Annotated in this window: 21 protein-coding genes; 11 read left to right on the top strand and 10 right to left on the bottom strand. The window is 70.2% G+C overall.

The annotated features are described in order from the left end of the window. The first annotated feature begins 47 nt into the window (after window positions 1-47). Window positions 48-734 (top strand): TetR/AcrR family transcriptional regulator, encoded by a 687-nt coding sequence (locus OG844_RS40695; RefSeq protein ID WP_406388338.1) that lies wholly within the window; start codon window positions 48-50, stop codon window positions 732-734. 7 nt (window positions 735-741) lie between these two features. Here the strand turns inward: OG844_RS40695 and OG844_RS40700 are convergent, their stop codons facing one another. Continuing rightward, window positions 742-1,050 carry a hypothetical protein gene (locus OG844_RS40700; RefSeq protein ID WP_406388337.1) on the bottom strand — a complete coding sequence of 103 codons (309 nt, stop codon included), beginning with the start codon at window positions 1,048-1,050 and terminating at the stop codon, window positions 742-744. Window positions 1,051-1,056: 6 nt separating this feature from the next. Beyond that, window positions 1,057-1,692: an ATP-dependent Clp protease proteolytic subunit gene (locus OG844_RS40705; RefSeq protein WP_406388336.1), complete on the bottom strand. Its 636-nt coding sequence runs from the start codon at window positions 1,690-1,692 to the stop codon at window positions 1,057-1,059. Between the two features lie 725 nt (window positions 1,693-2,417). Here OG844_RS40705 and OG844_RS40710 point away from each other — a divergent pair. Further along, window positions 2,418-2,813, top strand: a complete 396-nt coding sequence (locus OG844_RS40710; RefSeq protein ID WP_406388335.1) for a PPOX class F420-dependent oxidoreductase — start codon at window positions 2,418-2,420, stop codon at window positions 2,811-2,813. Window positions 2,814-2,960: 147 nt separating this feature from the next. Continuing rightward, window positions 2,961-3,251 carry a type II toxin-antitoxin system Phd/YefM family antitoxin gene (locus OG844_RS40715; protein WP_406388334.1) on the top strand — a complete coding sequence of 97 codons (291 nt, stop codon included), beginning with the start codon at window positions 2,961-2,963 and terminating at the stop codon, window positions 3,249-3,251. Window positions 3,252-3,328: 77 nt separating this feature from the next. Here OG844_RS40715 and OG844_RS40720 read toward each other — a convergent pair whose 3' ends face one another. After that, window positions 3,329-4,321, bottom strand: a complete 993-nt coding sequence (locus OG844_RS40720; protein WP_406388333.1) for an ABC transporter permease — start codon at window positions 4,319-4,321, stop codon at window positions 3,329-3,331. A 107-nt stretch (window positions 4,322-4,428) separates the two neighbouring features. Between OG844_RS40720 and OG844_RS40725 the strand changes: the two genes are divergently transcribed. The 8 genes from OG844_RS40725 (at window position 4,429) to OG844_RS40760 (ending at window position 11,441) form a co-directional block, all read left to right on the top strand. After that, on the top strand, window positions 4,429-5,058 hold the full coding sequence (locus OG844_RS40725) for a TetR/AcrR family transcriptional regulator (RefSeq protein ID WP_406388331.1): 630 nt from the start codon (window positions 4,429-4,431) through the stop codon (window positions 5,056-5,058). Window positions 5,059-5,194: 136 nt separating this feature from the next. Next, entirely contained in the window at window positions 5,195-5,497 is a 303-nt protein-coding gene (locus OG844_RS40730; protein ID WP_329213448.1) for an urease subunit gamma, read from the top strand. A 15-nt stretch (window positions 5,498-5,512) separates the two neighbouring features. Then, a complete protein-coding gene (locus OG844_RS40735; protein WP_351178849.1) occupies window positions 5,513-5,824 on the top strand; it encodes an urease subunit beta in 312 nt (103 codons plus the stop codon). After that, window positions 5,817-7,538, top strand: a complete 1,722-nt coding sequence (locus OG844_RS40740; RefSeq protein WP_406388329.1) for an urease subunit alpha — start codon at window positions 5,817-5,819, stop codon at window positions 7,536-7,538. The genes OG844_RS40735 and OG844_RS40740 overlap by 8 nt, the downstream gene beginning before the upstream one ends. Before the next feature lie 17 nt (window positions 7,539-7,555). Then, window positions 7,556-8,221 (top strand): urease accessory protein UreF, encoded by a 666-nt coding sequence (locus OG844_RS40745; RefSeq protein WP_406388328.1) that lies wholly within the window; start codon window positions 7,556-7,558, stop codon window positions 8,219-8,221. A 32-nt stretch (window positions 8,222-8,253) separates the two neighbouring features. Continuing rightward, window positions 8,254-8,931 carry an urease accessory protein UreG gene (gene ureG / locus OG844_RS40750; RefSeq protein WP_406388326.1) on the top strand — a complete coding sequence of 226 codons (678 nt, stop codon included), beginning with the start codon at window positions 8,254-8,256 and terminating at the stop codon, window positions 8,929-8,931. Next, entirely contained in the window at window positions 8,928-9,713 is a 786-nt protein-coding gene (locus tag OG844_RS40755; protein WP_406388325.1) for an urease accessory protein UreD, read from the top strand. The genes ureG and OG844_RS40755 overlap by 4 nt, the downstream gene beginning before the upstream one ends. Window positions 9,714-9,863: 150 nt before the next feature. Continuing rightward, window positions 9,864-11,441 carry an alpha/beta hydrolase gene (locus OG844_RS40760; protein WP_406388324.1) on the top strand — a complete coding sequence of 526 codons (1,578 nt, stop codon included), beginning with the start codon at window positions 9,864-9,866 and terminating at the stop codon, window positions 11,439-11,441. 67 nt (window positions 11,442-11,508) lie between these two features. On the opposite strand, the gene OG844_RS40765 is transcribed toward OG844_RS40760, so the two are convergent. The 7 genes from OG844_RS40765 to OG844_RS40795 form a co-directional block, all read right to left on the bottom strand. Then, a complete protein-coding gene (locus OG844_RS40765) occupies window positions 11,509-12,537 on the bottom strand; it encodes an NAD-dependent epimerase/dehydratase family protein (protein WP_406396006.1) in 1,029 nt (342 codons plus the stop codon). Window positions 12,538-12,623: 86 nt separating this feature from the next. After that, entirely contained in the window at window positions 12,624-13,334 is a 711-nt protein-coding gene (locus tag OG844_RS40770) for a lysophospholipid acyltransferase family protein (protein ID WP_406388322.1), read from the bottom strand. Between the two features lie 156 nt (window positions 13,335-13,490). Next, window positions 13,491-13,649, bottom strand: a complete 159-nt coding sequence (locus OG844_RS40775; RefSeq protein ID WP_351178871.1) for a hypothetical protein — start codon at window positions 13,647-13,649, stop codon at window positions 13,491-13,493. Between the two features lie 66 nt (window positions 13,650-13,715). Further along, a complete protein-coding gene (locus OG844_RS40780; RefSeq protein ID WP_406388321.1) occupies window positions 13,716-14,666 on the bottom strand; it encodes a cytochrome c oxidase assembly protein in 951 nt (316 codons plus the stop codon). Window positions 14,667-14,777: 111 nt separating this feature from the next. After that, on the bottom strand, window positions 14,778-15,803 hold the full coding sequence (locus OG844_RS40785) for a 6-phosphofructokinase (RefSeq protein WP_406388320.1): 1,026 nt from the start codon (window positions 15,801-15,803) through the stop codon (window positions 14,778-14,780). 202 nt (window positions 15,804-16,005) lie between these two features. After that, a complete protein-coding gene (locus tag OG844_RS40790; RefSeq protein ID WP_351178879.1) occupies window positions 16,006-16,734 on the bottom strand; it encodes a glutamine amidotransferase in 729 nt (242 codons plus the stop codon). A gap of 34 nt (window positions 16,735-16,768) precedes the next feature. Further along, complete coding sequence (locus OG844_RS40795) at window positions 16,769-18,007, bottom strand: MurT ligase domain-containing protein (protein ID WP_329213472.1); 1,239 nt, start codon at window positions 18,005-18,007, stop codon at window positions 16,769-16,771. Window positions 18,008-18,093 lie beyond the last annotated feature (86 nt).

Below are 18,093 nucleotides of genomic sequence, written 5' to 3' on the forward strand. Positions count from 1 at the left end.
CGGAACGCCCTTGACTGTGCCGACCGCGAAACGCAGGCTCAACGCTGATGAATAACGCCGCCCCCGCCTCCGTCCGCACCCGAGGCCGCCCCCGCGGCAACCCGCCCACCCGCGAGTCGATCGTCTCGGCGGCTCGTGAACTGTTCCTGGAACGCGGCTACCGGCTCACCACCCTGCGCGCGGTCGCCGGGGCCGCCGGCGTCGACCCGGCGCTGATCGCGTACCACTTCGGCTCGAAGAAGGGCCTGTTCGCGGACGTGATGCAGTTCCAGTGCGCCAACGCGCTTGCGGTGGACGATGTCCTCGGCGGCGATACGGCAACCCTCCCCGACCGTCTGATCGACGCCGTGACGGACCTGTGGGAGGACGCTGACTTCCGGCAGCTCACCATCCGGGGCGAGGAGGCGGCCGAGGTGATCCGCGAATACCTGGAACGCGAGCTGTTGGCCCGGCTTGTTGAATTTCTCGGCGGACGCGACGCGACCGCCCGCGCCACGGCTGTGGTGACGGTTCTGGGCGGCCTCATCTACACGCGCTACCTCAACCCCCTTCCCACCCCCGCCGCACTCACCCCGTCCGAGACCCGCCGCGTCCTCACGCCGGCACTGCGCGCCGCGCTGGCCCCGAGGTCGCGCACGGCGGCGGCCGGAACGGACCGTCGCGGCTCGCCTCCCGCCGGAGGAGACGCCATGAAACGGCGTCAGGACGACTTCACGGCAAGGGAGACGGCCTGAGGAGCGGTCAACCCTCCGAAGCGGGAGGCACGGTGACCCGCTCGGCGCGCCGCTCACCGTCCAGCACCCTCAACGCCCGTGCCAGCGTGCCCGCATGGATCTGGGACTCGCCCCGCTCATGCATCAGCGCGAGGGCGTCGCGCAGGGCGGTCGCCCGTGAGGCCAGCGCCTGGGCGGCCCGGAGCGCTGCGTAGGTGTCGCTGCCGCGGGCGGGGTTGATCCGGCCGACCTGGTCGAGCACCTCCAGGTAGCAGTCGATGAACTCTCCCTCGGCGCGGGTCAGCGCGGGGAGCGGCGGAAGCTGGGGAGAGAGCAACGGGGATCACCTCGCGGGGTGTGGCGGCCGGTGCGGTGTGCGGTTCTCCGTGATGTGGTCGACCAGCCCGTACGCCTTGGCGGCCGGGGCGTCGAGGATGGTGTCCCGCTCGAGGTCGGTGCCGATGTCCTGTGCGGAACGCCCCGTGTGGCGGGCCAGCATCGCGGTGAGCGACTCTCGCTCACGCATCAGCTCGCGCGCCTTGATCTCGAGGTCGGAGGGCTGGCCCTGCACCGGCTCGTCGAGAGCCGGCTGCTGAATGACTACCCGGGCGCCGGGCAGGGCATGTCGGCGGCCGGGTGCGCCGGCTGCGAGCAGAGCGGCGGCGTAGGAGCCCGCCTGGCCGAGGCAGAAGGTCTCCACCTCGCAGATCAGGTACTGCATGGTGTCGTAGACCGCAGCCATGGCGTTGAACGAGCCGCCGGGCGAGTTGATGTAGAGGGAGACCGGCCGGTCGGGCCCGGAGTACTCCAGGTACATGAACTGCGCGATGAGGTCGGTGGCCGCGGTGTCGTCGATGGGCGTGCCGAGAAAGACGATCCGCTCGGCGAGCAGCTTCGAGTACGGATCCAGAGTCCGGGTGCCGGTCGCGGTGCGTTCGGTGAACTCGGGCAGTACATGGCGGGCGGCAGGACGGTGCACGGCGTTGCCTCTTCCTTCGAGTCCGTAAAAAATGTACAGGACGTACAGAAGCTTCGATGGGAACTATGGCTCAGGGGTCCAGGGGGAAGCAACAGGGCCGAGGCTGTTTCGCTCTCGGCGAGGGACGAAACCTGATAACCCATCACATCGGGGGCCGAGGAGGCTCGCGTTCGTGCAACCTCGACGCCGACAGGGGGCTGTGGGCGACACGCTGAGCATTCCTGGAGGGCACCGCTGTCCGCCGTACGCCGGGTGAACCTGGGGGCGTAGGGACTCCACAGGAAAGGTCGGTTCCATGTCCGAGAGTGATGCCACCACCGTCTGTACGAAGTGCGGCGGCACCATCGCCGTCTCTCCGGCCCGCCACGACCAGGCCGCACGTGTCCGCCACGTCGACGCCCCTGGCCGGCCCGAGAAGTGCCCTGGCTGGAGGGTGCTCGACAGGCGCGCGGTCTGCGGGCCCGGCGCCGCGACAGGGCCGGCGTCGACTGCCTTCGGCCCGTCGGCAGAGCGAGGGGTGCACGTTGACGTGTACCCCTCGCCTGAGGGTGCGCTGCCGTTACCGGCTCGGCTTCCGGTCAATGTCCAGGAGCGGCGGCGCCCTGCTTCGAGTTCCCCAGGAGGGTGCCGCCTGTTCGATCCTCCATCGGGAAGAACTCGGCCCTCGCATCCGTTCTCCACCCGAGCAGTGGACAACAGGGGTTGCGGGACAGAAGGGTGAGGCAGTGTCAGTAGCGTTCAACGAGGAGACGCGGAAGCTTCTGGACGGGAGGAACTTCGCCACCGTCGCGACGCTGAACCGGGACGGAGGGCCGCAGACCTCGGTGGTCTGGATGGCGAGGGACGGAGACGCGGTGCTGTTCTCCACCACGGCCGGGCGGCAGAAGGCGCGAAACCTCACCCGGGACCCACGGGTCAGCCTCACCGTCTACGACATCGAGAACCCGTACCACTCGGTGGACATCCGTGGCACCGTCGAATTGATCGAGGACCGGGAAAAGTCACTTCCGCGCGAGCTCTCGCAGAAGTACCTCGGAGAGGACCCGCCCGCCGAGTCGGACGATGTCCTGCGGCTGATCGTCCGGGTGACTCCGCAGAGGATCTCCGGTTTCTCTGTCTGAGGCCGACAACTCCTGGACCGGAAGAACGTCGCTCGGGACGAGGCCCTCGCCGTCGACCTCGGGCGGAATGGATGCCGACAGGAGCTGGGCTTCTCCGCTGCCGCACGGACTCCGTGACGGTGAGATACGCGCCTTAAGCTGGGGACCATGGCCTACGAGATTCCGGTGACGCAAGCCCGAGCAGAGCTCGCCGAACTGATCAACCGCGTTGTCTACGGTGGTGAGCGAGTGGTCGTGACACGGCACGGCAAGCCGCTCGTGGCCCTGGTGTCGGCGGCTGACCTGCAGCGACTCGAGAGTGACGAGGTCGCGGCCGAGGCCGAGGAGCAGATCGTTCGTACGGTGTCCTCGATCGGCTCCATCACATCCGCTCCCGGCGAACGCCGCCGTTTCGGTATCGCCGCGGAGCACCGCGGCCACGACGACCGGGACGACTGACTCCGGGCACGACGACAAGAGCCGCGCACCCCCGTCCGCTACGGCGGGGGTGCGCGGCGGTTCCGGTGCGGAGTCGCTCAGCCCGCGAGGGCGGGTGCGGGGTCGCGCTCGGAGGATTCGATCTGGTCGGGGTTCCCCGGGCGGGCGCGGCCGCCGATCAGGACGGCGGTGAGGCCGAGCACCGCCCAGATCGCCAGGGTCGCCATGGCCCCGCCGGCCGCACTTCCGTCGAAGAACGCCACGGATCGCAGGAGTGATCCGCCCGCGCCCGGCGGCAGCCACTGGCCGATCATGCCGACCGGTTCGGGGAGCAGTTCGGGGGCGCTGGTGATCCCGGAGAACGGATTGCCCAGCAGCACCATCAGCAGCGCCCCCAGACCGATGCCCGGCGTGCCGATCAGGGCGGCGAGCCCCGCCACGGCCGCACCGATCGCCACCACGGTCAGTCCGATGGTGCCGGCCTCGGCCCACCAGTCGCCCGTGATCACGCCGAGCCAGCTGTGTGCCACGGCCGTGGCGGCGACACCCACCAGGACTGCCGCGCCGGTCAGCGTCACGGCGGCACGGGCGCCGCGCAGCTTCATGAGGGTCACCACCGCCCCGGAAGCGACTCCGGCCAGGGCCAACGGCAGGATGCTCGCGCCGAGCACGCTGCCCCGGGGATCGGCTCCGGGCGCGGCGACGACGTCGGTGACCGGTACCTCGCTGCCCGCAGGGGCCGCAGCGGTGACCGCTTCGCGCAGCAGCTGGGAGACGGCCGGGCTCGCCGCCGACGCGGTGAGCAGCTGCGGGCCCTTCTCCGTGGCCACGACGGCGCCGTATACGACCCGGTCCTCGATGGCGGCGCGGGCGGCGGGTGCGTCGTCGTAGCGGTGGATCTCGAACGCACCCTCGCGCCGCTCGAGCTGCTCCTGCAGCCGGTCGGCCGCCGGTGCGGTGCCCGCGATGCCCACGGGCAGGTCCCGAGGTGCCGTCCGGGCGGCGGGCCACGAGAAGGCCCAGAGCGCGAGCGTCACCACCAGAGGGACGAGCAGGATGACCGCCACCGCGCGGCGGTTCTGTCCGGGCATGACGAGTGCCTCGATTCAAAGAGAAGGATCGTTCGTTTTATGCTCATCCCACTGTCCTTCCGGCTCGGCACCTTGTCAAGAAGGAACGTTCGTTTTAGGTTGGGTCCATGGCCCGTGTATCCCAGGAACACCTCGACGCCCGCCGCCGGCAGATCCTCGACGGCGCCGCACGCGCCTTCGCCCGCGACGGCTTCCACGGCACCTCGATGCAGGACGTCCTGAAGGAGGTCGGGCTGTCGGCGGGGGCGGTCTACCGCTACTTCAGCGGCAAGGAGGACCTGATCGCGGCCATCGCGGGGGAGGCGGTCGGTGGAGTCCGTCAGGCCTTCGAGCGGGCCTCCCGGGACAGTCCGCCGCCCACTCCCGATGTCCTGATCGGCCGTGTGGTGCGCACGCTTTTCGGTGACGGGACGGACAGGGCGGGCGGGCTGGACCGCAGGGCCTACGCCGGGCTGATCGTCCAGGTGTGGTCCGAGACCCTGCGCAGTGAGCGGCTGGCGGACACCCTGGGTGAGGCCTATGCGGGTCTGCGTGTGGCCTGGGCGGAACTGGTCGGCGTGTACCGCGCGGCCGGAATGCTCACCGCCGAGGTGCCGGACGAGCACGTCGCCCGCACGCTGATCGCCGTCGCCCAGGGGTACATCGCCCAGCTGGCCATGTTCGGCGACGTCGGCCCGGAAGTCCTCGAAAGCGGCCTGCGCGGGCTGATGTCCATGGATCTGCAAAAGATCAGTTAACGCGCCGGAAAAACTTCCGCCCTAACGTGCAATACCTGGCCGCGCGATCCGCTTCATCGTTCAACAGAGTGTTGAACGGGGATAGGGTCCCGCTGCGCCCGGGCCGGTCCCGGGCGGAAGACGAAGAGGTGGAAGCGTGCAACTGACTCCGCACGAACAGGAACGCCTGCTCATCCATGTGGCGGCCGATGTCGCCGAGAAGCGCAGGGCGCGCGGGCTGCGGCTGAATCACCCCGAGGCGATCGCTCTGATCACCTCCCACCTCCTGGAGGGCGCGCGCGACGGCCGGACCGTCGCCGAACTGATGGCCTCCGGCAGGAAGGTGCTCACCCGCGAGGACGTCATGGACGGCATCCCCGAGATGATTCACGACGTCCAGGTCGAAGCCACCTTCCCGGACGGCACCAAGCTCGTCACCGTCCACGATCCGATCGTCTGACGGGGGAGCGGCCGGATGATTCCCGGAGAGATCCTGTACGCGGAAGGCACGGTGCGGCTCAACGAGGGGCGCCCCGTCACCCGCATCACCGTCCTCAACGCTGCCGACCGGCCCGTCCAGGTCGGCTCGCACTACCACTTCGCCGAGGCCAACCCCGGTCTGGACTTCGACCGCCGGGCAGCGCACGGGCTGCGGCTGAACATCGCAGCGGGTACCGCCGTGCGCTTCGAGCCCGGTGTCCCGGTCGACGTCGAACTCGTCCCGCTCGCAGGCCTGCGCACCGTCCCCGGGCTGCGCGGCGAAACCGGAGGTTCCCTCGATGCCTGAGCTCAGCCGCGCCGTGTACGCCGATCTGTTCGGGCCGACCACAGGCGACCATATCCGGCTCGCCGACACCGATCTCGTCGTCGAGATCGAGGAGGACCGCTCGGGCGGCCCCGGGAGGGCCGGTGACGAGGCGGTGTTCGGTGGCGGCAAGGTGATCCGCGAATCGATGGGCCAGGCGCGCACCACCCGCGCCGAGGGAGCACCCGACACGGTCATCACGGGCGCCGTCATCATCGACCACTGGGGCATCGTCAAAGCCGACATCGGTATCCGCGACGGCCGGATCACCGGCATCGGCAAGGCCGGCAACCCCGACACGATGGACGGCGTCCACCCTGATCTGGTCATCGGTCCCGAGACCGAAATCATCGCGGGCAACGGCAAGTTCATCACCGCGGGTGCCATCGACGCGCACGTCCACTTCATCTCCCCGACCCTCGTCGACCAGGCGCTCTCCTCCGGCATCACCACGCTCGTCGGTGGTGGCACGGGCCCGGCGGAAGGGACCAAGGCCACCACGATCACCCCGGGGCCCTGGCACCTCGCCCGGATGTTCGAGGCCCTGGAGGGCTATCCCGTCAACATCGGCCTGCTCGGCAAGGGCAACACGATGTCCCGCGAGGCCATGCACTCCCAGCTGCGCGCCGGAGCGCTGGGGTTCAAGATCCATGAGGACTGGGGCGCCACCCCCGCCGTCATCGACGCCTGTCTGAGCGTCTGCGAGGAGACAGGCGCGCAACTGGCCATCCACACGGACACGCTCAACGAGGCCGGATTCGTCGCCGACACCCTCGCCGCCATCGCCGGGCGCTCCATTCACGCGTACCACACCGAGGGCGCGGGCGGCGGGCACGCCCCCGACATCATCAGCGTGGTCTCGGAGCCGTACGTCCTGCCCAGCTCCACCAATCCGACCCGGCCGCACACCGTCAACACGATCGAGGAACACCTCGACATGCTGATGGTCTGTCATCACCTCAACCCCGCCGTGCCGGAGGACCTGGCCTTCGCCGAGTCCCGGATCCGGCCCTCGACCATCGCGGCCGAGGACATCCTCCACGACCTCGGCGCCATCTCGATCATCTCCTCCGACTCCCAGGCGATGGGACGGATCGGCGAGGTGATCCTGCGTACCTGGCAGACGGCCCACGTGATGAAGCGGCGACGCGGTTCCCTGGCGGGCGACGGGGCCGCCGACAACCACCGGGCTCGTCGCTATGTCGCCAAATACACGATCAACCCGGCAGTCGCCCAGGGCCTGGACCGGGAGATCGGCTCGGTCGAGACGGGGAAGCTCGCCGACCTCGTGCTGTGGGACCCGGCTTTCTTCGGCGTCAAGCCGCAGACCGTGATCAAGGGCGGTCAGATCGCGTACGCGCAGATGGGCGACGCCAACGCCTCGATCCCCACCCCGCAGCCCGTCATGCCCCGTCCGATGTTCGGCGCCGTGGGGCGTGCGCCCGCCGCCAACTCCTTCAACTTCGTGTCCACGGCCGCCATCGAGGACGGGCTGCCGGACCGGCTGGGGCTGGGCAAGGCATTCGTGCCCATCACCAGCACCCGCGGGGTCACCAAGGCGGACATGCGGGAGAACGACGCCATGCCACGGGTCCAGGTCGACCCCGACAGCTTTGCGGTCACCATCGACGGGGAGCAGGTCGAACCTGCTCCGGCAGCCGAACTCCCCATGGCCCAGCGCTACTTCCTCTTCTGAGGGCGGGTCAGGCCTCCATGACGACACGCGCCGCACTGCTCGTCCTCGCCGACGGCCGGTTCCCCGCCGGCGGCCACGCCCACTCGGGTGGCGCCGAACCGGCCGTCAAGGCAGGACACATCCGCAACGCCCAGGACCTGGCGGGCTTCTGCCTGGGCCGGCTCCACACCACGGGACTGACCTCGGCCGCACTCGCCGCGGCGGCGGCCCACGGCCTCGACCCGCTCGCGCTCGACGAGGCCGCCGACGCCCGGACGCCCTCGCCCGCGCTGCGGGCCGTCGCACGCAAGCTCGGCCGCCAGCTGATGCGGGCCGCGCGGGCAACCTGGCCCAGCACCGAACTGGCCGCGCTCGCAGCGGCCCGGCCGCGGGGCGCCCACCAGCCCGTCGTCCTCGGCCTCACCGCACGCGCGGCGGGCCTGGGGCCCGAGGACGCCGCACACTGCGTCCTTTACGAAGCAGTCAGCGGCCCGGCCACCGCGGTCGTCCGGCTGCTCTCCCTGGACCCCTTCGAGGCCACCGCCGTCCTCGCCCGCCTCGCGCCCGAACTCGACCTGGTCGCCGAACAGGCCGCCGCAGCCGCACTGGAGGGCATCGACGCACTGCCCGCCGCCTCCGCGCCGCTGCTCGACATCACCGCCGAAGCACACGCGGCCTGGCCGGTCCGGCTGTTCGCGTCCTGAGAACTCCACACCTGCCACCAGGAGTCACCCCCATGCACCTCGACCACACCCACAGCGGCCCCGCAGCCGTCAGCGCCGACGCCGCACGCCCCGACGGCACCCGGCGCGCCCTGCGCATCGGCCTCGGCGGACCCGTCGGTTCCGGGAAGACCGCGACGGTTGCCGCCCTGTGCCGCGCCCTGCGCGACCGGCTGTCGATCGCCGTCGTCACCAATGACATCTACACCCGCGAGGACGCGGCCTTCCTCCTGCGCAACGCCGTGCTGGCGCCCGAGCGCATCCAGGCCGTCGAGACCGGCGCCTGCCCGCACACCGCCATCCGCGACGACATCTCCGCCAACCTCGAAGCCGTCGAGGACCTGGAGGACTCCGTGGGACCGCTCGACCTGATCCTCGTCGAATCCGGCGGCGACAACCTCACCGCGACCTTCTCCAAGGGACTCGTCGACGCCCAGGTCTTCGTGATCGACGTGGCGGGGGGAGACGACATCCCGCGCAAGGGGGGCCCGGGAGTCACCACCGCCGACCTCCTCGTCATCAACAAGACGGATCTCGCCCCGTACGTCGGCTCCGACCTGGGCCGGATGGCCCGCGACGCCGCCGAGCAGCGCGGTGAACTCCCCGTCGTGTTCACCTCCCTGACCTCCGCCGAGGGCGTGGCGCCCGTCGCGGACTGGGTGCGGGCGCAGCTCGCGGCCTGGACCGCATGAGCATCGACGCCACCGCTCGCATCACCGCGGTCCCCGACGGGCGAGGTTCCACCGCGCTCCCCGTGCTGGAGAGCGCGGGACCGTTGGCCCTGCGCCGCACCAGATCACCGGAGCCCGGACGCGCCCGCGTCACCGTGGTCGGAGCGATGAGCGCGCCGCTGGGCGGCGACCGCCTCGCCATCGAGGTGCGGGCCGAGGACGGCGCACGGCTGGCGGTGGACTCCGCCGCGGCCACCGTGGCGCTCCCCGGCGCCCGTCCGGACGCGGGCCGCGCCTCGTACGACCTGCGGCTGAGCGTGGGGGAGGGCGCGGAACTCCGCTGGCTTCCCGAGCAGCTCATCTCCGCGTACGGCAGCGAGCTCGACCAGAGCACCCGGGTCGAACTCGCCGCCTCCGCACGTCTGGTGCTGCGCGAGGAACAGATCCTGGGACGGCACGGCGAGGTCACCGGCAGCCTCACCACCCGTCTGACGGTCCGCCGGGCCGGCCGCCCCTTGCTCGACCAACAGCTGGGGTACGGGCCCGGGGCGCCCGGCGGATGGGACGGCGCTGCGGTCCTGGGCGGTCACCGGGCGGTAGGTCAACTACTCGTCGTCCACCCGGCTTTCGAGGAGGACCTGCCTGAACCCCGGCTTCTGGGACCCACCGCCGCGCTCGCCCCGCTGGCCGGTCCCGCCGTCCTGGTGACAGCGCTCGCAGCCGACGCCCGGCTGCTGCGCGGCGTCTTGGACGAGGCGCTCGCCGGGCTGTTGGACGGACTCAAGGACTGCCACGGGGCCTGAGTCCGCTCAGCGGGACGCGGTCACCGGTTATTGGTTCGGTAAAGAAACATGCGTTCGCCCTGTTCTCAGTAGCCCCACAGACGAAAGGATCCGCTGGACGTACGAACACCTGCGCCACCAGCGGGCGCAACACACAGGGGGAGGTTCCACTTGAGACGCACAGCAGTGCTCGGCTCGGCCGGCACTCTGATCGCGGGCACGCTCGTAGCGGGGGCGATAGCCGCACCGGCAGCCAGTGCCGACGGCCGTCACCACGGCGGTTCCGAGGCGCGCGGCGTCCAGGTCGCCGCGGCCCGAGCGGCGAAGGCCGGCATCGACTGGACGGACTGTCCGGCCGACTGGGCGATCGTCACACCCATCCAGTGCGGATGGGTGACCGTGCCGCTCGACTACGCCAAGCCGAACGGCAAGCAGATCAAGCTCGCCGTCGACCGGCACGTCAGCACGGGCACGAAGGAGGAGCGCCAGGGCGCGCTCCTCTACAACCCCGGTGGCCCCGGCGGCTCCGGTATGGCGTTCCCGAGGCGCATCGTCACCAAGAACCCGCTCTGGGTGAACGTGGCGAAGGCATACGACTTCGTCGGCTTCGACCCACGCGGTGTCGGCCACTCGGCGCCGATCTCCTGCATCGACCCGCAGGAGTTCGTGAAGGCCCCGAAGGCGGACCCCGTACCCGACAGCGAGGCCGACAAGCGCGCGCAGCGCAAGCTCGCCGCCGAGTACGCGGCCGGCTGCGCCGAACGCAGCGGCGACATGCTGCCGCACATGACCACGCCCAACACCGCACGCGACCTGGATGTCATCCGTGCCGCGCTCGGCGAGAAGAAGCTCAACTTCCTGGGCGTCTCCTACGGCACCTACCTGGGTGCGGTCTACGGCACGCTCTTCCCGGACCACGTGCGCCGCATGATCGTCGACAGCGTGGTCGATCCTTCGAAGGACAACATCTGGTACGAGGCCAACCTCGGCCAGGACGTCGCCTTCCAGGTGCGCTGGCAGGACTGGAAGACGTGGGTCGCCAAGAACGACTCCGTCTACCACATCGGTGACACGCCCGAGAAGGTCGAGCAGGCGTGGCTGAAGCTGCGCGCCGCGGCCAAGAAGGACCCGATCGGCGGCGTCGTCGGCCCCGCCGAACTCATCGGGTTCTTCCAGGGTGCGCCGTACTACGACTCCGCCTGGGCACCCACCGCCCAGATCTGGAGCGACTACCTGGGCGGCGACACCCAGGCGCTGATCGACGCCGCTGCCCCCGACCTGTCGGACACCAAGGGCAACGCCTCCTCGGAGAACGGCAACGCTGTGTACACGGCGGTCGAGTGCGCGGACGCCAAGTGGCCCACCAACTGGTCGAAGTGGGACCGCGACAACACCAGGCTGCACAAGGACAACCCGTTCATGACCTGGGCGAACGCCTGGATGAACCTGCCCTGTGCGACCTGGTCGACGAAGCAGCAGACCCCGCTGGACGTCAGGACCGGCAAGGGCCTGCCGCCCGTGCTGATCGTGCAGTCCACGCGCGACGCCGCCACTCCGTACGGGGGCGCCGTCGAACTGCACAAGCGCTTCAAGGGCTCCCGCCTCATCACCGAGAAGGACGCCGGCTCCCACGGCGTCACCGGTCTGGCCAACCCCTGCATCAACGAGCGGGTGGACACCTACCTGCTCACCGGGAAGACCGACCCGCGTGATGTGACGTGCACCCCGCACGCCACACCGAAGCCGTGAGCGTCGATCTGAAGTGAGCGGGCGGGCGGCCGGAGATCCAACCGGCCGCCCGCTGCGCCGACCGGGCTCATGCCCTGCGGTCGTACCGTTCCAGCCAGGCGTCCTCCGCCGCGTAGTCGAAGAGGGCCTCGCCGTAGTTCCGCGCCATCTTCGGGAAGGCCTTCGTCCACTCCTGTCCGTGCAGTTCGGACGCGAGCCACTCGACGGTCCCCGGAAGTGATTGCGCATAGTCCGTCACGGGCACGTAGCCGAGCTCGCGCCGGGCGAGCGCCATGTCGTAGACGATGGGATGAGCGCTGGTCCACGGCGTCTCGCCGACGTGACCCTCGGGAGGGGCACCCGCCACCAGGACCGTTTCGGTCCTCCGGCCCAGCACGTCGTCGATGGCCGCGCCGATCTCGGAGACGGTCGGCGCCTGCGGATCCCCTGCGTTGAGCACCCGCGAAGCCGGCCGCAGAGCGGCGAGACGTATCAGCTCGGCGAGGTTGGACACATGGACCGGATGGAAGCGGGACCTCCCGTCGTACGCGAGCACCCGCCGCCCGCGTCCGTCGAGCAGACGCTTGACGAAGTACAGCTCGCGCGGCGTGCGGCAGTACTCCCCGTGTATCGCGCCCGCCCGCAGCAGCGTCACCGGGAGTTCGCCGCCGGCCGCGAGCAGCTCCTGCTCCAGCTGCATCTTCCGCGTCGCGTACGTCGCGTCGCCCGGGGCCACCGTGCGCTGTGTCTCAGGGATCGGCAGCGGATAGTGAGGAGTGCCGTCGGGCTCGCCCTGGGTGTCGAAGCCGCGTCCCCTGCCGTCCTCGTAGACGGCACCGCTGGAGATGACGACGGCCGAACCGACACGGCCGGTGAGCCCGGCCAACTGCCGGGCGTGGGCGCCGTCGAACGCCACCATGTCGACCAGGACGTCGCAGCCGTCGCCGAGCGCGGCGGCCAGCGCCCCCTCGTCCTCACGGTCGAGCGACACACTGCCGACGGCCGACCCCCACGCACCGTCCCGGCCGCCCCCGCGCGACCCCGCCGTCACGTCCCAGCCGTCCTCCGCCAGGGCCCGCACGGCGGCCCGGCCGACCTGCCCCGTGGCGCCCAGCACGAACGCTCGTCCTCTGCTCATACGGGAGACGCTACGGGGCGCCACGACGCCGGACCAGGGAGATCTGCCAGGAGCAGACTCCACGCTCAGCGTTGCCGCCGAGGGAACTTTCTGGACGGCTCCGCCTGCGCGGCCTTCACCTTGACCGCGTACTCGTCGACGTACTCCTGCCCGGAGAGGCCGAGGATGGCGTACATGATCTCGTCGGTGACCGCGCGGATCGCCGCCTTCTGGTCCTCGAGCCCGGCGTAGCGGGAGAAGTCCAGGGGCTCGCCGAAGCGGATGGTGACCCGCTTGATCCGCGGCACGACCTTCCCGGGCGGCTGGATCTCGAACGTACCGACCATCGCGCACGGGACGACCGGGACGCCTGCCCTGATCGCCATCACGGCGACCCCGACCTTGCCCTTGTACAGGCGCCCGTCGTGCGAGCGGGTGCCCTCCGGGTAGATCCCCAGCAGTTCACCCTTGCTCAGCACCCCCAGCCCTTCGCGGATCGCCGCCTGACCGGCCTCCTTGCCCGACCGGTCCACCGGAATCTGCCCGATGCTGTGGAAGAACGCCGCGGTGAGCTTGCCCTTGATGCCGGGGCCGGTGAAGTACTCCGCCTTCGCGAGGAACGTGATGCGCCGTTTGATGATCGCGGGCATCAGGAAATGGTCGGAGAACGACAGGTGATTGCCCGCGACGATGGCCGCGCCCTCGGCAGGAATGTGCTCCAGTCCTTCGATACGGGGCCGGAACCCCAGCCGGAGCAGTGGTCCGAGCACGACATATTTCAGGACGTAATAGAACAAGGTCTCTCCCACTCTGGTTCGGGCTGGTGACCGTGTTCAGCCAGGTCACAGGACACAACCTCGCACATCGCCGATCGGCGTGTGTGATCGCCTGCGGCCGGGCCCCACCGGTCATGCGGGACACCCATCGGTTGCCCTGTGAGACAGGGACGTAACTCAGGTGTCGCGGGTGGCCACCATTCCCAGGGTGGCCAGCCCCAGGACCACCCAGCCGAACCAGAGCCAGCCGTTGCTCCCCAGCGCCACCGTGTACGCCGTCACCGCGACCAGCGCCCCGACGGTAAGCACTCCCATGATCTTCGTGGATCCGGACATGAGCGCACTCTCCTCATCGGCCGCACGGCCGTTGAGGCCATGGTCACCCCACAGGCGTGCCCGCCGCTACTGCCCGCGTGCCTGCAATGAGGCGAGATAGGCGTTGTACGCGTTCAGCTCGCGGTCGCCGTCCCGGTCGGCCGCCCGGTCCGCACGCTTTGCCGTCCGCTGTTCGGAGCGGTACCACTGGAAGACCAGAGCGATCAGGACCAGCACCGACGGGATCTCGCTGAACGCCCAGGCGATGCCGCCCGCCCAGTTCTGATCGCTCAGCGGATCGATGCCGAGGGACGCCGGAGGCGTCTTGTACGTCTCCACCATCGGCCCGCTCGCCATCATCAGGGCAATACCGAAGAACGCGTGGAACGGCATGCCCGCGAAGAGCTCCAGCATCCGCATCACATAGCCCGGCCGGTGCGGCCCGGGGTCCACGCCCATGATCGGCCAGAAGAACACCAGGCCGACGCCGAGGAAGTGCACCATCATCGCCAGATGGCCGGGCTTCGACCCCATCAGGAAGTCGAACAGCGGCGTGAAGTAGAGCGCGTACAGGCTCGCGATGAAGAGCGGGATCGTGAACACCGGATGCGTGACGACCTTCATGTAGCGGCTGTGCAGCAGCATGAGCAGCAGCTCGCGCGGCCCGGTGCGGTCCCGCCCCGCGACCGGAAGCGCCCGCAGTGCCAGCGTCACCGGGGCGCCCAGCAGCAGGAGAATCGGCGACAGCATGCTGATCACCATGTGCTGCACCATGTGCACGCTGAACATGACCATGCCGTAGTCGTTGAGCTTGGTGCACATCACCAGGGCGATGGACAGCACGCCGACGACGAAGAAGGTGATCCGGTTGACCGGCCAGCCGTCGCCGCGCCTGCGCAGACGCAGCACCGCGTACCCGTAGAGAGCCAGCGCGGCGACGGAGCCGGCCAGGAAGAACGGGTCCGCGGAGAATTCGAGCCCGCGTCCCAGCGTGAACGGCGGCAGATCCATGTTCATGCCGTGCCCGCTGTGATCCATCTGTTCACTCCCGCCGGGGGCGTCCCCGATTCGTGCCGGTTGTCCGGTCCAGACTAGAACCGCCCCCGGCCGCGGCTGCGGGCGGGGGCGGTTCGTGGACCTTTGTGTCGGTCAGAGCACGCACTGGGCCTCGGCGTAGCGCTCGGCGGGAACCGTCTTCAGGGTCTCCACGGCCTCCGCCAGCGGGACCATCGTGATGTCGGTGCCGCGCAGCGCCGTCATCATGCCGAACTCACCGCGGTGAGCCGCCTCCACCGCGTGCCAGCCGAAGCGGGTGGCCAGGACGCGGTCGTACGCGGTCGGGGTGCCGCCGCGCTGGACGTGACCGAGGATCACCGGGCGGGCCTCCTTCTGCAGGCGCTGCTCCAGCTCGATGGAGAGCTGCGTCGCCACACCGGCGAAGCGCTCGTGCCCGTAGATGTCCTTGGTGCCCTGGTTGAACTCCATGGAACCCGCGCGAGGCTTCGCACCCTCGGCGACGACGACGATGGCGAACTTCTTGCCGGCCGAGAAACGCTGCCCGACGAGCGCGGTCAGTTCGTCCATGTCGAAGGGCCGCTCGGGGACCACGATGGCGTGCGCGCCGGCCGCCATGCCGGAGTGCAGCGCGATCCAGCCGGTGTGCCGTCCCATGACCTCGACGATGAGCACCCGCTGGTGCGACTCGGCCGTGGTCTTCAGCCGGTCGAGGGCCTCGGTCGCGACACCGACAGCCGTGTCGAAACCGAAGGTCACATCGGTGGAGGCGATGTCGTTGTCGATGGTCTTCGGCACACCGACGATGGGCAGCCCCGCCTCGGAGAGCAGGTTGGCCGCCTTCAGCGTGCCTTCGCCGCCGATCGGGATGATCGCGTCGAGGCCGAGGTCGGCGACGTGGCCCTTGGCCCGTTCGACCCCGTCACGCAGATGGGCCGGCTGGACCCTGGAGGAGCCGAGGATCGTGCCGCCGCGGGCGAGGATACCGCCGACCGCATCGAGGTCGAGCTTGCGGTAATCGCACTCGAGGAGGCCCTTCCAGCCGTCGTGGAAGCCGATGACCTCGTCGCCGTGATCTACCACCGCGCGGTGCACGACGGAACGGATGACGGCGTTCAGGCCGGGGCAGTCGCCGCCGGAGGTGAGCACACCAATTCGCATTGCCCGGGAAACCTTTGCAACGTGGGCCGACGACCGGACCACGTCGTCCGGTTGGATCCCCGCCACCCTACCGGCGCAAGGTGGCGGGACCGAAACCACCGTCCGCCTGCTGGACGTCCACCGGCCGTACACGGAACCCCACAGCTAGGTGCAGCCTGTCAACAGGGCGTGCCCGTAGGGAGACCGTGACGGCCGGGAGGAGTCAGGCGGGCTGCGTCGCCGCGGCGATCCGTTCGGAGCGGAGCGCCTCGTACCAGCGGTCGTCGCACGGCGGCAGCGCGTTCACATCGAGGGCCAGCTTCAGCAGGTGGTCCGCGATCAACGGATTGCGTGCCAGTACGGGACCGTGCATGTACGTGCCGAAGACCGTGTCGTTGTACGCGCCCTCGGTGCCGTCGCCCGTGCCGTTGCCCCGCCCGATCCGGGTGCGGGCGAACGGCCGGGCCGTCGGGCCGAGGTGCGTGATGCCCTGGTGGTTCTCGAATCCGGTCAGGGGCGGGAGCCCCAGGTTCGGATCGATGTCACCGAGCACGTCGCCGACGCACCGGGCGCCCTCGCCGCGCGTGGAGACCACATCGAGCAGCCCGAGCCCGGGCTCCCGCTCGCCGAGGTCGTTGATGAACTCGTGGCCGAGGATCTGGTAGCCCGCGCAGACGGAGAAGATGATCGCGCCGTTGGACGCGGCCCTGCTCAGCCCGCCGTCGCGGCGCAGCCGCTCCGCGGCGAGACGCTGCGGACGGTCCTCACCGCCACCGATCAGGTAGATGTCGCCCGAGGTGGGGATGGGCTGGTCGCTGCGCACGTCGACACGCGACACGTCGAGACCGCGCTGGCGTGCCCGGCGCTCGACCACGAGGGCGTTGCCCTGATCGCCGTAGGTGCTGAGGAGGTCGGGGTAGACCCACACCAGCCGCAGGCTGTTGTTGCTCATGCTTCGTCCTCTCCGGGGGTGGCCCGCGCCGGGGTCAGTTGCCGACACGACGGCGCAGATCCTGGAAGGCGGTGTAGTTGGCGATGACCTCGATGCGGCCGGGCGGAGCCATCTGGACGGCCTCGTCCAGGGTCTCGCAGACGCGGAAGTCCAGTCCGGCGACCTCGAGCCGCACCGCGAGGTCCAGCTTGCGGTCACCGAGTACGAAGATCGGGTGGCCGTACAGCTGGGTGTAGTCGACGTCCCACAGCCAGGAGGTGTCCGTGCCGTCCGCCCCTCGGGCGTTCACCGAGAGGATCACCGGGGTGGGCGGGGGGTCGATCAGGGAGAACGTCTCGAGCCAGCCCGCCGGGTTCTTCGCCAGCAGGAGGCGCAGCTCGCGGCCGAGGAAGGTCACGACGTCGTAGCGTCCCGCAACGGCCTGCACCTGGTACATCCGCTCCAGGGCGACCTGCGGCGGCACACCGAAGACCGCGGCGACCGCGGCCGAACTGGTGGCGTTCGCCTTGTTGGCCCGGCCCGGCAGCTGAAGGTGGATCGGCCATGCGGAGCCGTGCGGGTCCAGGACGTAGTCGCCGTTGAGCGCCCAGCTGGGGGCGGGGCGGCGGAAGCCGCACTCGCCGCAGAACCAGTCGTCGCCGGGGCGCTGCATCACACCGCCGCAGGACGGGCAGGACCAGGCGTCGTCCTTCCACGCCTGTCCGGCCGCGACCCACACCACGTTGGGGGAGGAGGACGCCGCCCAGACGATCAGCGGGTCGTCCGCGTTGGCGACGATCACGGCCTTCGAGCCGGAGAGGCCCTCACGCCACTTCTCGGCCAGCATCCGGGTCTCCGCGGCGCGGTCCAGCTGGTCGCGGGAGAGGTTGAGCAGCGCGATCACCTTCGGCGTCGTATCGCGTGCGACGCCGGCGAGATACTTCTCGTCGACCTCGATCACGCCGTACTTCGCGTCCGATCCGCCGGCCAGCGCGGAGGTGATTCCCGCGGGCATGTTGGCGCCGAGCGCGTTCGACACGACGGGCCCAGCGGCCCGGAGCGCCTCGGCGATCAGCCGGGTGGTGGTCGTCTTGCCGTTCGTCGCGGACACGAGGATCACGTCCAGGTGCTGCGCCAGCCGCCCCAGCAGGTCGGGGTCGAGCTTGAGCGCCACCCGGCCGCCGATCACCGATCCGCTGCCACGCCCCGCAGCGCGCGACACCGCCGCCGCGGCCTTGCCCGCCGTCACGGCGAGCTTGGCCCGCGGCGACAACGGCTCCGTGTTGCCTGCCATCGTCCTAGATCCTCCTTGCATCAGTCCGCGCCCAGCCTATCGATGTCCGGCGCGTCGACCGCACCTCGGCACCACGGGGAACGTGG

It is taken from the genome of Streptomyces sp. NBC_00887 (assembly GCF_045207585.1).

Excerpts from the sequence above, each read along its gene's own strand:
- OG844_RS40695 (WP_406388338.1), top strand. The coding sequence starts at position 48 with ATGAATAACGCCGCCCCCGCCTCCGTCCGCACCCGAGGCCGCCCCCGC.
- OG844_RS40715 (WP_406388334.1), top strand. The coding sequence starts at position 2,961 with ATGGCCTACGAGATTCCGGTGACGCAAGCCCGAGCAGAGCTCGCCGAA.
- OG844_RS40720 (WP_406388333.1), bottom strand. The coding sequence starts at position 4,321 with ATGCCCGGACAGAACCGCCGCGCGGTGGCGGTCATCCTGCTCGTCCCT.
- OG844_RS40725 (WP_406388331.1), top strand. The coding sequence starts at position 4,429 with ATGGCCCGTGTATCCCAGGAACACCTCGACGCCCGCCGCCGGCAGATC.
- OG844_RS40735 (WP_351178849.1), top strand. The coding sequence starts at position 5,513 with ATGATTCCCGGAGAGATCCTGTACGCGGAAGGCACGGTGCGGCTCAAC.
- OG844_RS40740 (WP_406388329.1), top strand. The coding sequence starts at position 5,817 with ATGCCTGAGCTCAGCCGCGCCGTGTACGCCGATCTGTTCGGGCCGACC.
- OG844_RS40745 (WP_406388328.1), top strand. The coding sequence starts at position 7,556 with ATGACGACACGCGCCGCACTGCTCGTCCTCGCCGACGGCCGGTTCCCC.
- ureG (WP_406388326.1), top strand. The coding sequence starts at position 8,254 with ATGCACCTCGACCACACCCACAGCGGCCCCGCAGCCGTCAGCGCCGAC.
- OG844_RS40755 (WP_406388325.1), top strand. The coding sequence starts at position 8,928 with ATGAGCATCGACGCCACCGCTCGCATCACCGCGGTCCCCGACGGGCGA.
- OG844_RS40775 (WP_351178871.1), bottom strand. The coding sequence starts at position 13,649 with ATGTCCGGATCCACGAAGATCATGGGAGTGCTTACCGTCGGGGCGCTG.
- OG844_RS40780 (WP_406388321.1), bottom strand. The coding sequence starts at position 14,666 with ATGGATCACAGCGGGCACGGCATGAACATGGATCTGCCGCCGTTCACG.
- OG844_RS40785 (WP_406388320.1), bottom strand. The coding sequence starts at position 15,803 with ATGCGAATTGGTGTGCTCACCTCCGGCGGCGACTGCCCCGGCCTGAAC.
- OG844_RS40790 (WP_351178879.1), bottom strand. The coding sequence starts at position 16,734 with ATGAGCAACAACAGCCTGCGGCTGGTGTGGGTCTACCCCGACCTCCTC.
- OG844_RS40795 (WP_329213472.1), bottom strand. The coding sequence starts at position 18,007 with ATGGCAGGCAACACGGAGCCGTTGTCGCCGCGGGCCAAGCTCGCCGTG.